The sequence below is a fragment of the Kitasatospora sp. NPDC050543 genome (assembly GCF_044457565.1).
Taxonomy (GTDB): Bacteria; Actinomycetota; Actinomycetes; order Streptomycetales; family Streptomycetaceae; genus Kitasatospora.
Genome location: NZ_JBITGZ010000003.1, coordinates 184,106 through 198,204 on the forward strand (window position 1 = coordinate 184,106; position 14,099 = coordinate 198,204).

The 14,099-nt window shown below is 73.8% G+C and carries 15 protein-coding genes; 10 read left to right on the top strand and 5 right to left on the bottom strand.

Features of this window, described 5'->3' with window-relative positions:
- Nucleotides 1-284 precede the first annotated feature (284 nt).
- The 7 genes from ACIBH3_RS05200 to ACIBH3_RS05230 all read left to right on the top strand — a co-directional run bounded on the left by ACIBH3_RS05200 (nt 285) and on the right by ACIBH3_RS05230 (nt 5,773).
- Nucleotides 285-881, top strand: coding sequence for a cysteine dioxygenase (locus ACIBH3_RS05200; RefSeq protein ID WP_396310509.1), 597 nt, complete (start codon nt 285-287; stop codon nt 879-881).
- Nucleotides 875-1,261 (top strand): rhodanese-like domain-containing protein, encoded by a 387-nt coding sequence (locus ACIBH3_RS05205; protein WP_396310510.1) that lies wholly within the window; start codon nt 875-877, stop codon nt 1,259-1,261. The genes ACIBH3_RS05200 and ACIBH3_RS05205 overlap by 7 nt, the downstream gene beginning before the upstream one ends.
- A 381-nt stretch (nt 1,262-1,642) precedes the next feature.
- Nucleotides 1,643-2,722, top strand: a complete 1,080-nt coding sequence (locus tag ACIBH3_RS05210) for an ABC transporter ATP-binding protein (protein WP_396310511.1) — start codon at nt 1,643-1,645, stop codon at nt 2,720-2,722.
- On the top strand, nt 2,712-3,380 hold the full coding sequence (locus tag ACIBH3_RS05215; RefSeq protein WP_396310512.1) for an ABC transporter permease: 669 nt from the start codon (nt 2,712-2,714) through the stop codon (nt 3,378-3,380). Before ACIBH3_RS05210 ends, ACIBH3_RS05215 begins: the two co-directional genes overlap by 11 nt.
- Nucleotides 3,377-4,057 (top strand): ABC transporter permease, encoded by a 681-nt coding sequence (locus ACIBH3_RS05220; RefSeq protein ID WP_396310513.1) that lies wholly within the window; start codon nt 3,377-3,379, stop codon nt 4,055-4,057. The genes ACIBH3_RS05215 and ACIBH3_RS05220 overlap by 4 nt, the downstream gene beginning before the upstream one ends.
- 32 nt (nt 4,058-4,089) lie before the next feature.
- Complete coding sequence (locus ACIBH3_RS05225; protein ID WP_396310514.1) at nt 4,090-5,016, top strand: ABC transporter substrate-binding protein; 927 nt, start codon at nt 4,090-4,092, stop codon at nt 5,014-5,016.
- Between the two features lie 169 nt (nt 5,017-5,185).
- Nucleotides 5,186-5,773, top strand: coding sequence for a hypothetical protein (locus ACIBH3_RS05230; protein ID WP_396310515.1), 588 nt, complete (start codon nt 5,186-5,188; stop codon nt 5,771-5,773).
- Between the two features lie 880 nt (nt 5,774-6,653).
- Here the strand turns inward: ACIBH3_RS05230 and ACIBH3_RS05235 are convergent.
- The 4 genes from ACIBH3_RS05235 to ACIBH3_RS05250 all read right to left on the bottom strand — a co-directional run bounded on the left by ACIBH3_RS05235 (nt 6,654) and on the right by ACIBH3_RS05250 (nt 10,314).
- Nucleotides 6,654-7,907: a multidrug effflux MFS transporter gene (locus ACIBH3_RS05235; protein WP_396310516.1), complete on the bottom strand. Its 1,254-nt coding sequence runs from the start codon at nt 7,905-7,907 to the stop codon at nt 6,654-6,656.
- Between the two features lie 116 nt (nt 7,908-8,023).
- On the bottom strand, nt 8,024-8,593 hold the full coding sequence (locus ACIBH3_RS05240) for a hypothetical protein (RefSeq protein WP_396310517.1): 570 nt from the start codon (nt 8,591-8,593) through the stop codon (nt 8,024-8,026).
- A gap of 230 nt (nt 8,594-8,823) precedes the next feature.
- On the bottom strand, nt 8,824-9,720 hold the full coding sequence (locus ACIBH3_RS05245; RefSeq protein WP_396310518.1) for an alkaline phosphatase family protein: 897 nt from the start codon (nt 9,718-9,720) through the stop codon (nt 8,824-8,826).
- A gap of 222 nt (nt 9,721-9,942) precedes the next feature.
- Nucleotides 9,943-10,314, bottom strand: coding sequence for an ADP-ribosylation/crystallin J1 (locus ACIBH3_RS05250; RefSeq protein WP_396310519.1), 372 nt, complete (start codon nt 10,312-10,314; stop codon nt 9,943-9,945).
- A 185-nt stretch (nt 10,315-10,499) separates the two neighbouring features.
- Between ACIBH3_RS05250 and ACIBH3_RS05255 the strand changes: the two genes are divergently transcribed.
- The gene (locus ACIBH3_RS05255; RefSeq protein WP_396310520.1) at nt 10,500-11,126 is read left to right on the top strand and encodes a hypothetical protein; all 627 of its coding nucleotides are present in this window, start codon (nt 10,500-10,502) and stop codon (nt 11,124-11,126) included.
- Nucleotides 11,127-11,183: 57 nt separating this feature from the next.
- Here the strand turns inward: ACIBH3_RS05255 and ACIBH3_RS05260 are convergent, their stop codons facing one another.
- On the bottom strand, nt 11,184-12,362 hold the full coding sequence (locus ACIBH3_RS05260; RefSeq protein ID WP_396310521.1) for an acyl-CoA dehydrogenase family protein: 1,179 nt from the start codon (nt 12,360-12,362) through the stop codon (nt 11,184-11,186).
- 183 nt (nt 12,363-12,545) lie between these two features.
- Between ACIBH3_RS05260 and ACIBH3_RS05265 the strand changes: the two genes are divergently transcribed.
- Together ACIBH3_RS05265 and ACIBH3_RS05270 are read left to right on the top strand one after the other, a co-directional pair.
- On the top strand, nt 12,546-12,866 hold the full coding sequence (locus ACIBH3_RS05265) for a hypothetical protein (protein WP_396310522.1): 321 nt from the start codon (nt 12,546-12,548) through the stop codon (nt 12,864-12,866).
- A 233-nt stretch (nt 12,867-13,099) separates the two neighbouring features.
- Entirely contained in the window at nt 13,100-14,095 is a 996-nt protein-coding gene (locus ACIBH3_RS05270; protein WP_396310523.1) for a chitinase, read from the top strand.
- Nucleotides 14,096-14,099 lie beyond the last annotated feature (4 nt).

The window sequence follows — 14,099 nt, forward strand, 5'->3', positions numbered from 1 at the left end:
CAACACTCCCGGATCGCGGACACGGCTTGACGTGCCGTCGTCCTGTCGTGAACCATCGGCTCATGGACTCCGGCACCGCCCTGGTATGCCGCCTGCACGTCGATCTGCGACGCCAGGCGAGCTCCATGTGTGCCTGTTGACGCTCGGCCCCCGGCCGGCTCCCGCCCTGTGACGCTCTCCAGGGCCGTTGTCGCACACCCCTGATCAACCCCGTTCTCCGTTCGGCGGCGCCCGCCCCTGCGCGGGCTGCCGCCGTCCTCCGCAGCCATCCCCGAGGACGCCGTATGAGCCTGGACCTCGCACCTGAGCCGACCCACGCGCCGGCCGGCCGCCGCGCCGACGACCACAACCGCGCGCCCGCCGCGGGCCCCGAACCGGCCGCGGGCCCCGCACCGGGCGGGACGGACCTGCCTGCCGGAGCCGGCGGGCCGCTCTCCCCGAATGCCCTGCGAAGGATCGTCCGTGAGCTGGCCGAGCGGCCCGAGCGGTGGATCCAGCACGTCAGACTCTCCACCGACGACCGCTGGTACCGGCGGCTGGAGGCCGGCGAGGACCACGAGGTCTGGCTGATCAGCTGGCTGCCCGGCCAGTCCACCGGGTTCCACGACCACGGCGGCGCGCGCGGCGCGTTCACCGTCGCACTCGGTGAGCTGGAGGAGCTCTCGCTCGGCGGCGCCGACCAGGGCCTGCTGGTGCGTCGTCTCCCGGCAGGCACCACCCGCGCCTTCGGCCCCGAGTACCTGCACGACGTGCGCAACACCGCCTCGGGCCCCGCCGTCACCCTGCACGCCTACTCGCCGCCGCTGAGCGAGATGTCGCACTACGAGCTGCGGGCCGGCGGCCTCGTCCGCACCTCCAAGGAAGGACCGGAACAGTGGTGACCACCATCGACGACCTGATCGAGCGCGCCCGCGAGGGCGTGCACCGGCCGCGGGCCCGCGCGGCGTACGACGCGCAACAGGACGGCGCGCTGCTGGTCGACATCCGGCCGGCCGCGCAGCGCGCCCGCGAGGGGGAGATCCCCGGCTCGCTGATCGTCGAGCGCAACGTCCTGGAGTGGCGGCTCGACCCGACCAGCGGCCACCGCGTCCCCGAGGCGCACGGGTACGACGTCGAGGTGATCGTGGTCTGCTCCGAGGGCTACGCCTCCAGTCTGGCCGCCGCCTCGCTGCGCGAGCTGGGCCTGCACCGGGCCACCGATCTGGACGGCGGTTTCGTCGGCTGGGCGGCGGCCGGACTGCCCACCCGCCCGGGCGGCTGACCGGAGCACACCCGGCGCCGACCCGACGCCGGCCATCCGCCTGACGCCCCGCAAGCTGACGCCAGGTCGGTCCGGTCCTCCTCGGCTCCCGCCCGGCTCCGACGCGGCTCCTGCCACGGTTCTGCAGGCTTCCCTTCCAACTCCCGACGACTTCTTGCCAACTTCCTTACGACTTCCTTCCGGATCAGGCGATAAGTCGACTGAATGACGTTCTGGACGGTAAGTAAATGACAGACGGGAGAGGAACGGGGTCGTAGCCTGATCAAGGTTTCCGCCGGTCCGAAGGTGGGCAACCACGCGGGCGGCAGAGCGCCCGCACGTACACCCGCAACCGGACAACCGGGACGATCGGCGCCACGGCGCCACAGCTAGGAAGCCTCAGTGATCAGATTCGACGGCGCGGGCAAGCGCCACCCCGACGGCACCATCGCCGTCGGGGGCCTCGACCTGGATGTCCCGACCGGACGGATAACCGTGCTGGTCGGCCCCTCCGGCTGCGGCAAGACCACCCTCCTGCGGATGGTCAACCGGATGGTGGAACCGACCTCGGGCCGGGTGCTGCTGGACGGCACCGACGTCGCCCGGCTCGACGCGGCCAAGCTGCGCCGGGGCATCGGCTATGTGATCCAACAGGCGGGGCTCTTCCCGCACCGCCGGGTGATCGACAACATCGCCACCGTGCCCTACCTGCTGGGCTGGGACCGCAAGAAGGCCCGCGCCCGGGCCGACGAGCTGCTGGAGCTGGTCGGGCTCGCGCCGGAGACGGCCAGGCGCTACCCCTTCCAGCTCTCCGGCGGCCAGCAGCAACGCGTAGGCGTGGCCCGGGCACTCGCCGCCGACCCGCCGGTGCTCCTGATGGACGAGCCGTTCAGCGCCGTCGACCCGGTGGTCCGCGCCGGGCTCCAGGACGAACTGCTGCGCCTGCAGTCCGAGTTGCACAAGACCGTGCTGTTCGTCACGCACGACATCGAGGAGGCCGTCCGGCTGGGCGACCAGGTGGTGGTGCTGCGCAACCACGGCGAGATCGCCCAACTCGCCGACCCGCACACCCTGCTGACGTCCCCCGCCGACGAGGGCGTGGCCGCCTTCCTGGGCCGCGACCGCGGCCTGCGGGGCCTGGGCCTGCGCCCGGCCGCCGCCATCACCACCCGCCCGCTCCAGGACGGGCTGCGCCATGGCGGCTGGGAGCTGACGCTCGACGACGCACGCCGCCCGATCGGCTGGATCGACCGCACCGGCTCGCCCGAACTGCACCCCGTCCCCGGCTACCGGCCCGCCACCGACACCCTGCGCACCGCGCTGGACGCCGCGGTGCTCTCGCCCGCGGGCGTCGCCGTCGCCCTGGACGAGGAGGGCCGGGCGATCGGGACGGCGAGCCGGGAGGCCGTGCTCGACGCCCTCGCCGCCGGGCCCGGCCCCGCGGCCCCCTCCGCCGGCAAGGAGGCGCCCGGTGGAGACTGAGCCCCTCGTCCGCTGGTACTGGGTCGGCGACCACCTCGGCTACTTCCGCGAGCTGCTGCTCGACCACGCCGTGATCGCGCTCGTGCCGGTGCTGATCGGCGTGGTGATCGCACTGCCGCTCGCGATCGCCTGCGCCCGCTTCACCCGGCTCTACCAGCCGGTCGCCGCCGTCTTCAACGTGGTCTACGCGCTGCCCTCGCTGGCGGTCTTCGTGGTGCTGATCCCGTACACCGGGCTGGCCGCCCAGGCGACCGTGATGATCCCGCTGACCTTCTACGTCATCGCCGTGCTGCTGCCCACCACCGTGGACGGGCTGCGCGCGGTGCCCGAGCCCGTCCGGCAGGCGGCCACCGCGATGGGGTACGGGCCCTGGCACCGGCTGGTCGCCGTCGAGCTGCCCGCCGCCGTGCCGTACCTGGTGGCCGGGCTGCGGGTCGCCACCGTGTCCAGCATCTCGCTGGCCAGCGTGGGCGCGCTGATCGGGCGCGGCGGCCTCGGGTACCTGTTCATCGACGGGTACCAGCGGACCTTCTACACCCCGATCATCGTGGGCATCGTGCTGACCGCCGCCCTCGCCCTGGCCTGCGATCTGGTGCTGCTGACGGCCCGCCGGCTGCTGGCGCCGTGGGCCGTGCGCGAGAAGGCGGTGGTCCGGTGAACTGGATCTCCTGGCTCGGCGACTTCTTCTCCTCGCCCGACCGCCGCAGCGGGCCCGACTCCATCCTCAACCGGGTCCTGGAGCACCTGGTGTTCTGCGGCGAGGCGCTGCTGTACGCGGCCGTGCTCGCCGTCCCGCTCGGTCTGCTGATCGGCTACACCGGGCGCGGCGTCGCGGTGGCGACCGGCGCGGCCGGCGCGACCCGGGCCCTGCCCACCCTCGGGCTGGTGACGTTGACCGTCCTGCTCGCCGGGGTCGGCGACAGCGCCGTCCTGGTCGCACTGGTCGCGCTCGCCGCGCCGCCGCTGCTGGTGGCCGCCGTGGAGGGCGTGCGCGCCACCGATCCGGACGCCCGGGACGCGGCCCGCGGCATCGGGATGACACACCGCCAGGTGCTGTGGCAGGTCTGCGTACCGTCCTCGCTGCCCAGCCTGCTGGCCGGGTTCCGGACCGCGACCGTGCAGGTCATCGCGACCGCGACGGTGGCCGCGTACGTGGGCCTGGGCGGCCTCGGCCGGTACGTCATCGACGGGCTCGCCACCCGCGACTACGCGGTGACCGCGGGCGGCGCGCTGCTCGTGGTGCTGCTCGCGCTGGCCGCCCAGCTCTTCTTCGCCCTGCTGGGCCGGTACGCGCTGCCCGCCGGCCTGCGCGCCCAGCAGCGCCCGCCCCGCTGACCATGCCCCACCCCTACGAAAGGACCGATCCCATGACCATGGGCCATCACCGCAGAACTGCCCGCCGGGCGCTCGCCGCCGCCACCCTGGCCGCCTTCGCCCTGGGCGCCACCGCGTGCGGCTCCTCCGGCGGCAACCCGCTCTCTTCCTCGGCCTCGGGCGGCGGCTCGGGGTCGACCGTGGTGGTCGGCTCGGCGAACTTCCCCGAGAACGTACTTCTCGGCTCGATCTACTCGCAGGCGCTGAAGGCCAAGGGCGTCAAGGTCGAGGAGAAGTTCAACATCGGCAGCCGCGAGGTGCTCTACGGGCAGCTGCAGAACGGCAGCCTGACCGTCCTGCCCGAGTACAACGGCGCACTGCTCGGCTACCTGGACCCGAAGACGACTGCGGTCACCAAGGACGAGGTGAACGCGGCGCTGGCCAAGACGCTGCCGGCCTCGCTGGGCGTCCTGGACTCCGCGGCCGCCGAGGACAAGGACTCGCTGACCGTCAGCCAGGAGACGGCGGACAAGTACAACCTGAAGAGCATCACCGACCTGGCGCCACAGGCCCCGAACCTCGTCATCGGCGGGCCGCCGGAGTTCAAGTCCCGCCGCGAGCAGCAGTTCAAGGACGTCTACGGGCTGACCCTCAAGGAGTGGCGCCCGACCGGCGACACCACCGCGAACGCGATCAAGGACGGCGCGGTCCAGGTCGGCAACGTGTTCACCACCGACCCGAAGGTGGTCCAGTTCAAGCTGGTCGCGCTGGCCGACCCGAAGAACGTCTTCGGCGCCCAGAACGTCACCCCGCTGGTGTACAAGGCCGGGGTGGACGCGACGACGGCCGGCGCGCTCAACGCGGTGTCGGCCAAGCTGGACACCGCGGGGCTGACGGCGCTGATGAAGCGCGTCGCCGTCGACAAGGAGGACCCGTCGGCGGTGGCCAAGGACTGGCTGAAGGCCAACAACCTGGGCTGAGGCTCACCCACGGCCTCACGTTGACGAGGGTGTTCTCCGCTCGAAGGGCGGGGAACACCCTCGTGGCGCCCGTACGGGCCGCCGCGCCCCTCGTGGCGGCGAGCGGGCGCCCCTGAAAGATCGCCACAACGGCTGGTGGCCGGGGGCGCGGACATGACACCGTGACGGGATGCGCATACGAGCCCTCGTCACCGCCGCCACCGCGGCCGCCGCTCTGAGCCTCGCGGCCTGCTCCAGCAGCGGCACCACCACCTCCGCCAACTCCTCCTCCCCGGCTGCCGCGACCGGCGCGCCGAGCTCGGCGGGCAGCACCGCGGCCACCGGCGCCACGGCCGGGTCCACGGACTCCGCGAGCCCCGCGGGAACGACGGCCGCACCTCCGGCCCCGGGCACCGCACCCACGTCGGCCGCGACGCCGGCGGCCCCTGGCGACTCGGCCAAGCCGGCCGACCCGCCCAAGCCCTCGCCCCCGGCCGACCTCGGACTGCCCGCCCGGCCCGACGCCCCCACCATCGCCAAGCTGGTGGCCGCCCTCGACGCGATCGACCCCGACATCGTCGGCGGCAGGCCTGACAAGGCCGCCGACCGGGCCCGCAACCAGTGCCAGTCGATCTTCCAGTTCCCCAAGGACAAAGCCAAGCTGGTCGAACTGGCCAACCAGCGCTTCACCTCGCCCAACCACCCGGACGGGTTCGGCCCGGAGAAGTCCGAGAAGATCATCGAGGCGCTGCGCGCGACCCTGTGCCCCGCCCCCTGAGCACCCTGACCCGTCCCGATCACCCGGAGCACACGCCGCAGCCCCCGTACCGGCGAACGGTACGGGGGCTGCGGCGTGGCACGACCGGGGGCGGTGGCCGGCGATCAGTACCAGTGGTGGTGCTGCCAGAAGGACCAGGCGGCGTTCGGGCTGCCGTAGCGGCCGTTCACGTAGTCCAGGGCCCACTTGATCTGGGTCTCGGGGCGGTCTCCCAGTCCGAGCCGACGGAGGGGGACGCCCCCGCGCGGCCACGATCCCGGGCGAGGCCCGAGGGGTTCGAACGAGATCGTGCAGCCGGCGCCTCGGACCCGACGGGCAGGACGGGAGCCGCCGGCAGCCCCGGGCACCGGCCGGCGGACCCGGCGGCCCGACCCGGCCGCCCCCTCCACGGCCGGGTCGTGGCGCACCCGGTCGCACACGCGAGCGATCATGTCCGACCGGGCGCGGCACCGGCAAGCGAATTGCCTCCACCCGGAGCTGCCGTGACGAACGGTCAGGAATCCTGACAGGACGGCTGGTCTAGTCCAACTATGGGCGGTGGTCATCCCACCGGGATGCATCGTGGGGGTGTGACACCGGCCGGCGGAGCCGATCCCCTGCCCCGCACCCACCACCCCCGAGCCGCACGGCGGCCCATACCCCCTGCATCCGCCGTGGGCGCCCTGAGCCCCGGCACATCATCAACCGTCAACGTCTTCAGGTCCGTTCGAGAACCCATACGCGTTCCCAGATCGATCCAGGCGGTCCTCACCGGCTGCACCGCCGCCGCCACCCCCACCGGCAGCTACCCGCTCGGTGTGGGCCCAGGAGCCGGGCACCGGCACCCCCGGGGGCGCCGCGCGGCCGGGCGCCCGCGGCACTCCCGCCCCCCGGCGCCGCGTCAGCCGGCCCTCCGCCACGGGTGGCAGAGCCACAGGTACGTCCCGGCCGACGCCAGCGCACTGCCGAGGACGACCACCCCGAGCAGCACCGCCGACGGGTGCCCGGCGGCGCTGCTCAGCGGTGCGACCACCGCGCCGAACAGGAACATCCCCACCCCGAGCAGCGCCGAGGCCGACCCGGCGGACTGCGGGGCCACCATGGTCAGGGCCTGGGCCGCCGAGTTCGGCAGGATCACCCCCATGCTGCCCGTCAGCACGAACAGCGCCGCGCTCGCCCCGGCCAGGCCCGGATCCCAGACGGCGGTCACCAGGACCAGCGCCACCCCCGCCGCCACGGCCGCACCGAGGCCGGCCGCCATCAGGCCGTGCGCGGTGAACCGCTGCGCCAGCCACCGGCCGTTGATCTGGGTCACCGACACCAGCGCGATCGAGTTGAGGCCGAACAGTAGGCCGTAGGTCTGCGGGCTCACCCCGTACACCTGCTGGAGGACCACCGAGGAGCCGCTGATGTACCCGAACAGCGCGCCGAAGGCGAAGGTGCTGGTGAGCACGAAGCCGAGGAAGCGGACGTTGTGCAGCAGCCCGCCCATCGCGCGCAGGGTGGTGGCCAGCCCGCCCCGCTGCCGCAGGCCCGGCGGCAGCGTCTCGCGCAGGCCGAGCACCGCCGTCACCGCGAGCAGCGCGCCCAGCGCCGCGAGCGCGCCGAAGGTGCCGCGCCAGGACGTCACCCGGAGCAGCTGGGCCCCGATCATGGGCGCGAGTATCGGGGCCAGCCCGGAGATCAGGCTGATCGAGGCGAGGAAGCGGAGCACCGCCACGCCCTCGTAGCGGTCCCGGGCGATGGCCCGGCTGATCACCAGGCCCGCCGCGCCGGCCGCCCCCTGGGCGAAGCGCCCGGCGATCAGGACCGGCATGGATCCGGCGACCACGCACAGGGTGGTCGCCGCGAAGTAGACCGCCAGGCCCACGAGCAGTGGCCGGCGGCGTCCGAAGCGGTCGCTGAGCGGCCCGAAGAGCAGCTGGCCCGCCGCGACGCCGAACAACGAGGAGGTGAGGGTGAGCTGGGCGGCGGCCGGCCGGGCGTGCAGGTCCACCGTGAGCGCGGGCAGCGCGGGCAGGTAGAGGTCGGTGGTGAGCGGGCCGAGTGCGACCAGGCCGCCCAGCACGGCGATGCTCCGCCAGCCGGGCCGGGTGGAGGTGGACGAGGTGGTGGTCGACTTCTCACCGGCGGTGCCGGCGGTCGGACCGGGCATGGGGCTCCTCACGGCGCGTCGGGTGCTCGCTCCGTCCTACCGCAGCCTGTCCGCTCTCCGATACCCGGGGTCCACCACCTGGATCACCGCGGACCCGGGGAGAGCCGGTCGCCCGGCTACCGGGCCGTCCCGTGCTCCGCCGTCAGGGCCGTGCGCACCGCCGCGTCGTCCTGCCAGGCGTAGAGGTGGTTGCCCACCAGGGCGACCTGGTAGCTGCCGCAGGTGCCGCTGATCTTGGCGGGCGCGTCCGCCGGGAACCAGGTCGTCTTGAACCTGACCGGCCGCACGCGGTCCCCTGCATCGGTGGCGTGGCCGGCCGAGTCGGCGGCCCTGCCCGCCGTGCCGCCACCGCCCTTGCCCGCGCCCCCGGGCGTGCTCCGGTCGATGGCCTTGCAGCCCGCCGGGAGCCGGCCGTCCGGGAGGTCCGCGGTCAGCAGGCGGTCCCCGCGGGTGGTGGAGCGGGCGTAGTGCACCGAGGTGGCGCCGTCCGGCAGCCAGTCCGGCACGGCCCGGCGGTCCGCCTTGGCCTCGCTGCCCAGGGCGTAACTGACCTGCTCGCGGTGGCGGCCCTCGTACCAGTCGGACACCCTCGGGCCGACCGCGACGGTCGCCACGGCGGCCGCCATCGCGACGCCGGTGACGCCCAGAGCGAGCTTCCCCACCAGGCCCTTCCCCACCATGCCCATGCTGTCCAGTCCCTTGCGTCAGTCGTCCCGCTGTGTCTTCCATCCTGGTGCGCGGGCGCCCGGTGCGCGTCACCATCAGGTCGCGTCGCACCCTCCCCCGTTGGAGGTACGGTCTCCACCCTGAGAGGTACGACGGCGCCCGCGGTCTCGGGGTCGCGCACCCGGCACACGGCCCGGAGCGCGCGCCGGGCGGCTGCCCGGCGGGTGCCGAACGCGCAGGTGGCGGGCCGTCAGGCGGGGGTGAGGGAGGCCTCGTGGGCCTCGGCGGGCTGCTCCGCCGGGAGCGGGAAGGGCCTGCCGTCCAGGGTCCAGTGCGGGTCGATCGATCGGCCGAGCGCCGCGTACACCTGGGCTGCGACATCCGGGTGGCGGATCACCCCGGCGGGCGCTCCGGCCGGGACGCCCGGACGCGAGCAGGCCACCCAGGCGGTGCGCTCCTGCGGCGTGTCCCCGCCGTGACCGCCGGCGTCGACATGGCCGTGGTCGGTCACCACGATGACGGTCCAGGCCTCCTCGGCGTACGAGGGCCGGGCCCGCACCGCGTCCAGGACCCGGCCGAGCCGCTCGTCGGCGGCCCGCATCGCCGCCCGGTACTCCGCGCCGCAGCCCAGGAAGTGCGCGGTCTCGTCCACCGCCCCGAGGTAGACGAAGGACGCCTGCGGGTCGTCCGTGGACAGCACGTGCACGGCCTCCCGCGTGACCTGCTCGTCGACGGCCTCCCAGGCCTGCGGGGTGTCGGCGTCGGGGGCGATGTAGGAGAGCCGGCCCGGCGCGCGGAACAGCGGGCCGCCGTCCACGCCCAGCATCAGTGGTGCCCACCCGGCGGTGACGAAGGTCCGCCGGCCGTCGAGCGCGGCCAGCCGGGTGGTGAAGTCCGGGAAGACGTCCAGCCGGTTGCCGGCCAGGTGGTTGCCCCAGACCCCGTGCTTTGCGGCCTCCACCCCGGTCACGATCGTCGCCCAGCACGGCCCCGACATGGTCGGCGTGGCCGCCCCCACCTCCACCGGCACCAGGAATCCGGCCGCCCCGACCTCGCCGAGGCGGGGCATCGGCACCTGGGCGAGGTAGTCGTAGCGCACTCCGTCGATACCGACGACGAGCACCCGGGGCGCGGGGGGCTTGGACATGGGGTTCCTTTCGACGGTGCGGTGGCCGGCGGACGGTGTGGCCCGGCCGGGGCGCGGCGGACCGGGCGATGGCGCGGCGGGCGGCAGGGCGGGCCGCCGACCGGCTCATGCTGCACTGCCCGGCGGGCCGCCCGGTGACCTCCCGGCGAACACCGGACGTCCGCCCGGTGGCGCCCGGCCCCGCGGGGCCCGTGTCACCGGGCCCGCGTCACCGGCGTCACGTCACGGGCCGGGCGTCCCGGCGGGCGGCCGGAACTCGTGGACGAGCTCGATCCGCCCGACGATGTGCCGGTTGAACTCCGCCAGCTCCTCGGCCGGCACCCAGAGCTCCAGGATCGTCCGCCCGCCCGCCTGCCGGACGGGGTAGCGGGCGAGGAAGGCCGAGTCCACCTCGAAGCGCGTCACGTAGCCGACCCCGGAAGCGGGCACGTTCCAGTCCCGGGCGATCCGGATCGCGTAGTCCTCGTTGAGCACCGGGTAGAAGATCGGCTGATCCGGCAGCCGGGGCGGCCAGGCCCGCCAGTCGGCGGCCTCCACCAGCGCCAGCTCCTGCGGGCCGGTGGGGCGCCAGAGCGTGGTGGTGGCGGTGATCATGGCTGACACTCCATCGGGTACGGCGGGCCGCCCACGGTAGCCTTGACCGAGGCGGCGCGACCAGGCGATTTCCGCCGACGCAGCGCCCTTGTGAAGGCCACCTGCGCCGGATTGGCCCTGGCCGGGCCGCAGGGCACCCGGCGAGAATCGGCCGGGTGATCACGGCACCGGGCGCAGGAGGACGGATGGACGAGCTCTCGGCGGTGCGCAGAGCCTTCCTGGACACGGCGCAGGCCGCCCGGGCGCAGCTCGCCCTGGCCGCCGTCACCAAGGCCTGGCACAAGCCGAGCGCCCGGCCGGGCCCACGCACGCCGGGCATCCCGTACCCCCCGACGGTCGGCACGCTCGCCGGGCTGGTCGCGGAGCAGATCCTGGTCGTCCCGCTGGTGCTCGCCGAGCCCGGGCTGCCCGGGGCCGAGCCGATCCCGCTGCTGGAGTACTACGAGGCCGTCCGCTGGAGCGACCCGACCCCGTACGAGGTGCTCAACCTCCGGGCCGGGCCGGACGGCGACCTGGCCGGGCGCACCGGGGCGGCCATCGCCGCGCTGCGGCTGGCGCTGCCCGCCGAGCAGCCCGACCGGACGGTCCACCTGCCGTGGGGCCCGTGGACGCTGAGTCTCGACGACTTCCTGGTCAGCCGGATGATGGAGCTGACCGTGCCCGCCGACGACCTGGCGTTCAGCCTCGGCCTGCCCTCCCCGAGACTGCCCGCCGCCGGCCTGGACACCGTGCTGCGCCTGCTCATCCGGCATGCCGTCCGCCGGCCCGGCCCGGGGCCGGACCCGCTGCACCCGGCCGCCGCCGCGTCCTGAGCCGGGCGTGGCGGCAGCCCGGGTGCGAGGGCCCGGGGCACCCCAGCCCCGGCCCCGTCAGCGGTAGGCCGACTCGCCGGTGATGGCCTCGCCGAGCACCAGGGTGTGGATCTCGGCGGTGCCCTCGTACGTCAGCACCGACTCCAGGTTGTTGGCGTGCCGCAGCACCGGGTACTCCGTGGTGATGCCGTTCGCGCCGAGGATGGTCCGGGCGCTGCGGGCGATCTCCAGCGCCGCCCGGACGTTGTTGAGCTTGCCGAAGCTGACGTGGGCCGGGCGGCACTCGCCCGCGTCCTTGAGGCGGCCGATCCGCAGCGCCACCAGGTACGCCTTCTCCACCTCCAGCATCATCTCGACCAGCTTCTGCTGGGTCAGCTGGAAGCCGGCGATCGGACGGTCGAACTGGATCCGTGTCCGGGCGTAGTCCAGTGCGGTGGTGTAGCAGTCGCGGGCGGCGCCGACCGTTCCCCAGAGGATCCCGTACCTGGCCTCGTTGAGGGAGGAGAGCGGGCCGCGCAGGCCGGTGACGCCGGGCAGTACGGCGTCGGCGGGCAGCAGCACGTCCTCGAAGGCCAGCTCACTCGTCACCGAGGCGCGCAGCGAGAGCTTGCCGTGCACGTCGCGGGTGGAGAAGCCGGCGGCGCCGCGCGGCACCAGGAAGCCGCGCACGCCCTCCTCGGTCTGCGCCCAGACCACCGCGACGTCCGCGATGCTGCCGTTGGTGATCCACATCTTGCTGCCCGACAGCACCCAGTCGGCGCCCTTGCGGGTGGCCCTGGTCCGCATGTTGGCGGGGTCGGAGCCGAAGTCCGGCTCGGTGAGGGCGAAGCAGCCGATCGCCCGCCCGGCGGCCAGCTCCGGCAGCCAGCGCTGCTTCTGCTCCTCGGAGCCGTACGCGTGGATGGCACGCATCGCCAGCGAGCCCTGGACGGACACGAAGCTCCGCAGCCCCGAGTCGGCGGCCTCCAGCTCCATACAGGCCACCCCGTACGCGACGGCCGTGGAGCCGGTGCAGCCGTAGCCGTCCAGGTGCATGCCCAGGACGCCCAGCGCGCCCAGCTCGGGCGCCAGTTCGCGGGCCGGGAAGACGCCCCGGTCGAACCAGTCGCCGACGTTCGGGCGGATCCGCTCGTCGGCGAAGCGCCGCACGGTGTCGCGGATCAGCCGCTCCTCGTCGGTGAGCATGTCGCCCACCGCGAGCAGGTCGGCCGGGTCGATGCGGTTGGGCTTCGTCATAGGAGCCTCTCGGTTGGGCTGGTCGCGTGGGTTCGACGGGCGCTCACGGCAGGCGCGGCGGCTACCGGGGAGTATTCCGCACGGGGGCGGGGGACGGCAGTGACCGGGCACACCTCCGGGTCTCATAGGCTGGCGGCGCTGTCGACGGCGGACGCAACGGCCGATCCGGAACGAGGGGGACGAATGGCACGCTGGGCACTGGTGGTCGAGGAGACCGACGGCATCGGCGACAACCGGCTGTGGGCGCCGAAGGTGCTCGCCGAGGTCGAGGGCACCCGGGAGGAGGCACTCGCGGAGCTGAAGCGGATCGTGCCGGGCTACAAGCCACAGCACCCGGTGACCGACCGGCAGCGCACGCTGCTGCGTGACGGGGACACCTATCTGCTCGTCTCGCGCGGCAGCATGCGGGACTACCACTGCATCTTCCGGGTGTGGGAGCTGCTCTGGGACAGCAAGCGCCCGGAGATCCAGCAGGAGCGCCTGCGCGACAACCCTGCGGGCTGACCCTCCATCAGCCGTGGCCCGGGCCGGACACCGGCCCGGGCCACGCGCGTTTCGGCTGGCGGCACGGCAGGCGGCACGGCAACTCCTCCCCGCGGGCCCTTGACGCGTACAGCGACAACTGATTCCCTTCCGTGCAACGTTAGGAAACCTTCCTAACGGATCATCAATCGTCGTCCGGCTCCCCCGCGTCGCCGCACCATCCAGTCCCCCACGGAACAACGGAACGGTGAACCATGGCCTCGACCAAGCTCCTGCGTCCCCTGCTCGCCCTCGCCACCAGTGCCGCCCTGGCCGGCGGCGCCGTCGCCCTGGCCCCCGCCGGGCAGGCCGCCACGCCCGACCCGGTTGGCCTCAACGCGCCCTACGAGTACCTCGGTTGGGGCAACCCGCAGAGCCCGACCGCCGTGATGTCGGCGACCGGCGTCAAGCAGTTCACGCTCGCCTTCATGCTCAGCGACGGTGGTTGCAACCCCAAGTGGGACGGCACCCGGGCGCTCACCGGCGGCGGTGACCAGAGCGCCATCAACGGCATCCGCGCGGCCGGCGGTGACGTGGTGATCTCCTTCGGCGGCTGGAGCGGCGCCAAGCTCGGCGAGAAGTGCGGCTCCGCGAGCGCGCTGGCCGGGGCGTACCAGAAGGTGATCGACGCCTACCGGCTCAAGGCGATCGACATCGACATCGAGGACACCGAGGTCGCGAGCGCGACCGTCCGCCAGCGGGTGATCGACGCGCTGAAGATCGCCAAGACCAGGAACCCCGGCATCAAGGAGTACGTCACCTTCGGCACCACCACCAGCGGCCCGGACGCCGCCGGGGCGGACCTGATCAAGAAGGGCGCCAAGGCCGGACTGGCACTCGACGGCTGGACCATCATGCCCTTCGACTTCGGCGGCCACAGCGGCTCGATGGGCTCGGTGACCGTCGCCGCCGCCGACGGCCTCAAGAACGCCGTGGCGAGCGCCTACGGCTACGACGCGGCGACCGCCTACCGCCACATCGGCATCTCCTCGATGAACGGCGTCACGGACGAGAGCGATGAGAAGGTCTCCACCGGAGACTTCACCACCATCCTCAACTACGCCAAGGCCCACCACCTGGCCCGGTTCACCTTCTGGGCCGTCAACCGCGACCGGCAGTGCCCCGCCGGCACCCCGGCCGGCGACTCGTGCAGCGGGATCAGCCAGGCGCCGTACGCCTTCACCAAGATGGTCGCCCAGTACCACGGCTGAGCCC

What these genes read in the sequence shown, in the direction of transcription:
- ACIBH3_RS05200 (WP_396310509.1), top strand. Translation starts at nt 285, where the DNA reads ATGAGCCTGGACCTCGCACCTGAGCCGACCCACGCGCCGGCCGGCCGC.
- ACIBH3_RS05260 (WP_396310521.1), bottom strand. Translation starts at nt 12,362, where the DNA reads ATGACGAAGCCCAACCGCATCGACCCGGCCGACCTGCTCGCGGTGGGC.
- ACIBH3_RS05225 (WP_396310514.1), top strand. Translation starts at nt 4,090, where the DNA reads ATGACCATGGGCCATCACCGCAGAACTGCCCGCCGGGCGCTCGCCGCC.
- ACIBH3_RS05255 (WP_396310520.1), top strand. Translation starts at nt 10,500, where the DNA reads ATGGACGAGCTCTCGGCGGTGCGCAGAGCCTTCCTGGACACGGCGCAG.
- ACIBH3_RS05230 (WP_396310515.1), top strand. Translation starts at nt 5,186, where the DNA reads ATGCGCATACGAGCCCTCGTCACCGCCGCCACCGCGGCCGCCGCTCTG.
- ACIBH3_RS05250 (WP_396310519.1), bottom strand. Translation starts at nt 10,314, where the DNA reads ATGATCACCGCCACCACCACGCTCTGGCGCCCCACCGGCCCGCAGGAG.
- ACIBH3_RS05235 (WP_396310516.1), bottom strand. Translation starts at nt 7,907, where the DNA reads ATGCCCGGTCCGACCGCCGGCACCGCCGGTGAGAAGTCGACCACCACC.
- ACIBH3_RS05265 (WP_396310522.1), top strand. Translation starts at nt 12,546, where the DNA reads ATGGCACGCTGGGCACTGGTGGTCGAGGAGACCGACGGCATCGGCGAC.
- ACIBH3_RS05240 (WP_396310517.1), bottom strand. Translation starts at nt 8,593, where the DNA reads ATGGGCATGGTGGGGAAGGGCCTGGTGGGGAAGCTCGCTCTGGGCGTC.
- ACIBH3_RS05245 (WP_396310518.1), bottom strand. Translation starts at nt 9,720, where the DNA reads ATGTCCAAGCCCCCCGCGCCCCGGGTGCTCGTCGTCGGTATCGACGGA.
- ACIBH3_RS05270 (WP_396310523.1), top strand. Translation starts at nt 13,100, where the DNA reads ATGGCCTCGACCAAGCTCCTGCGTCCCCTGCTCGCCCTCGCCACCAGT.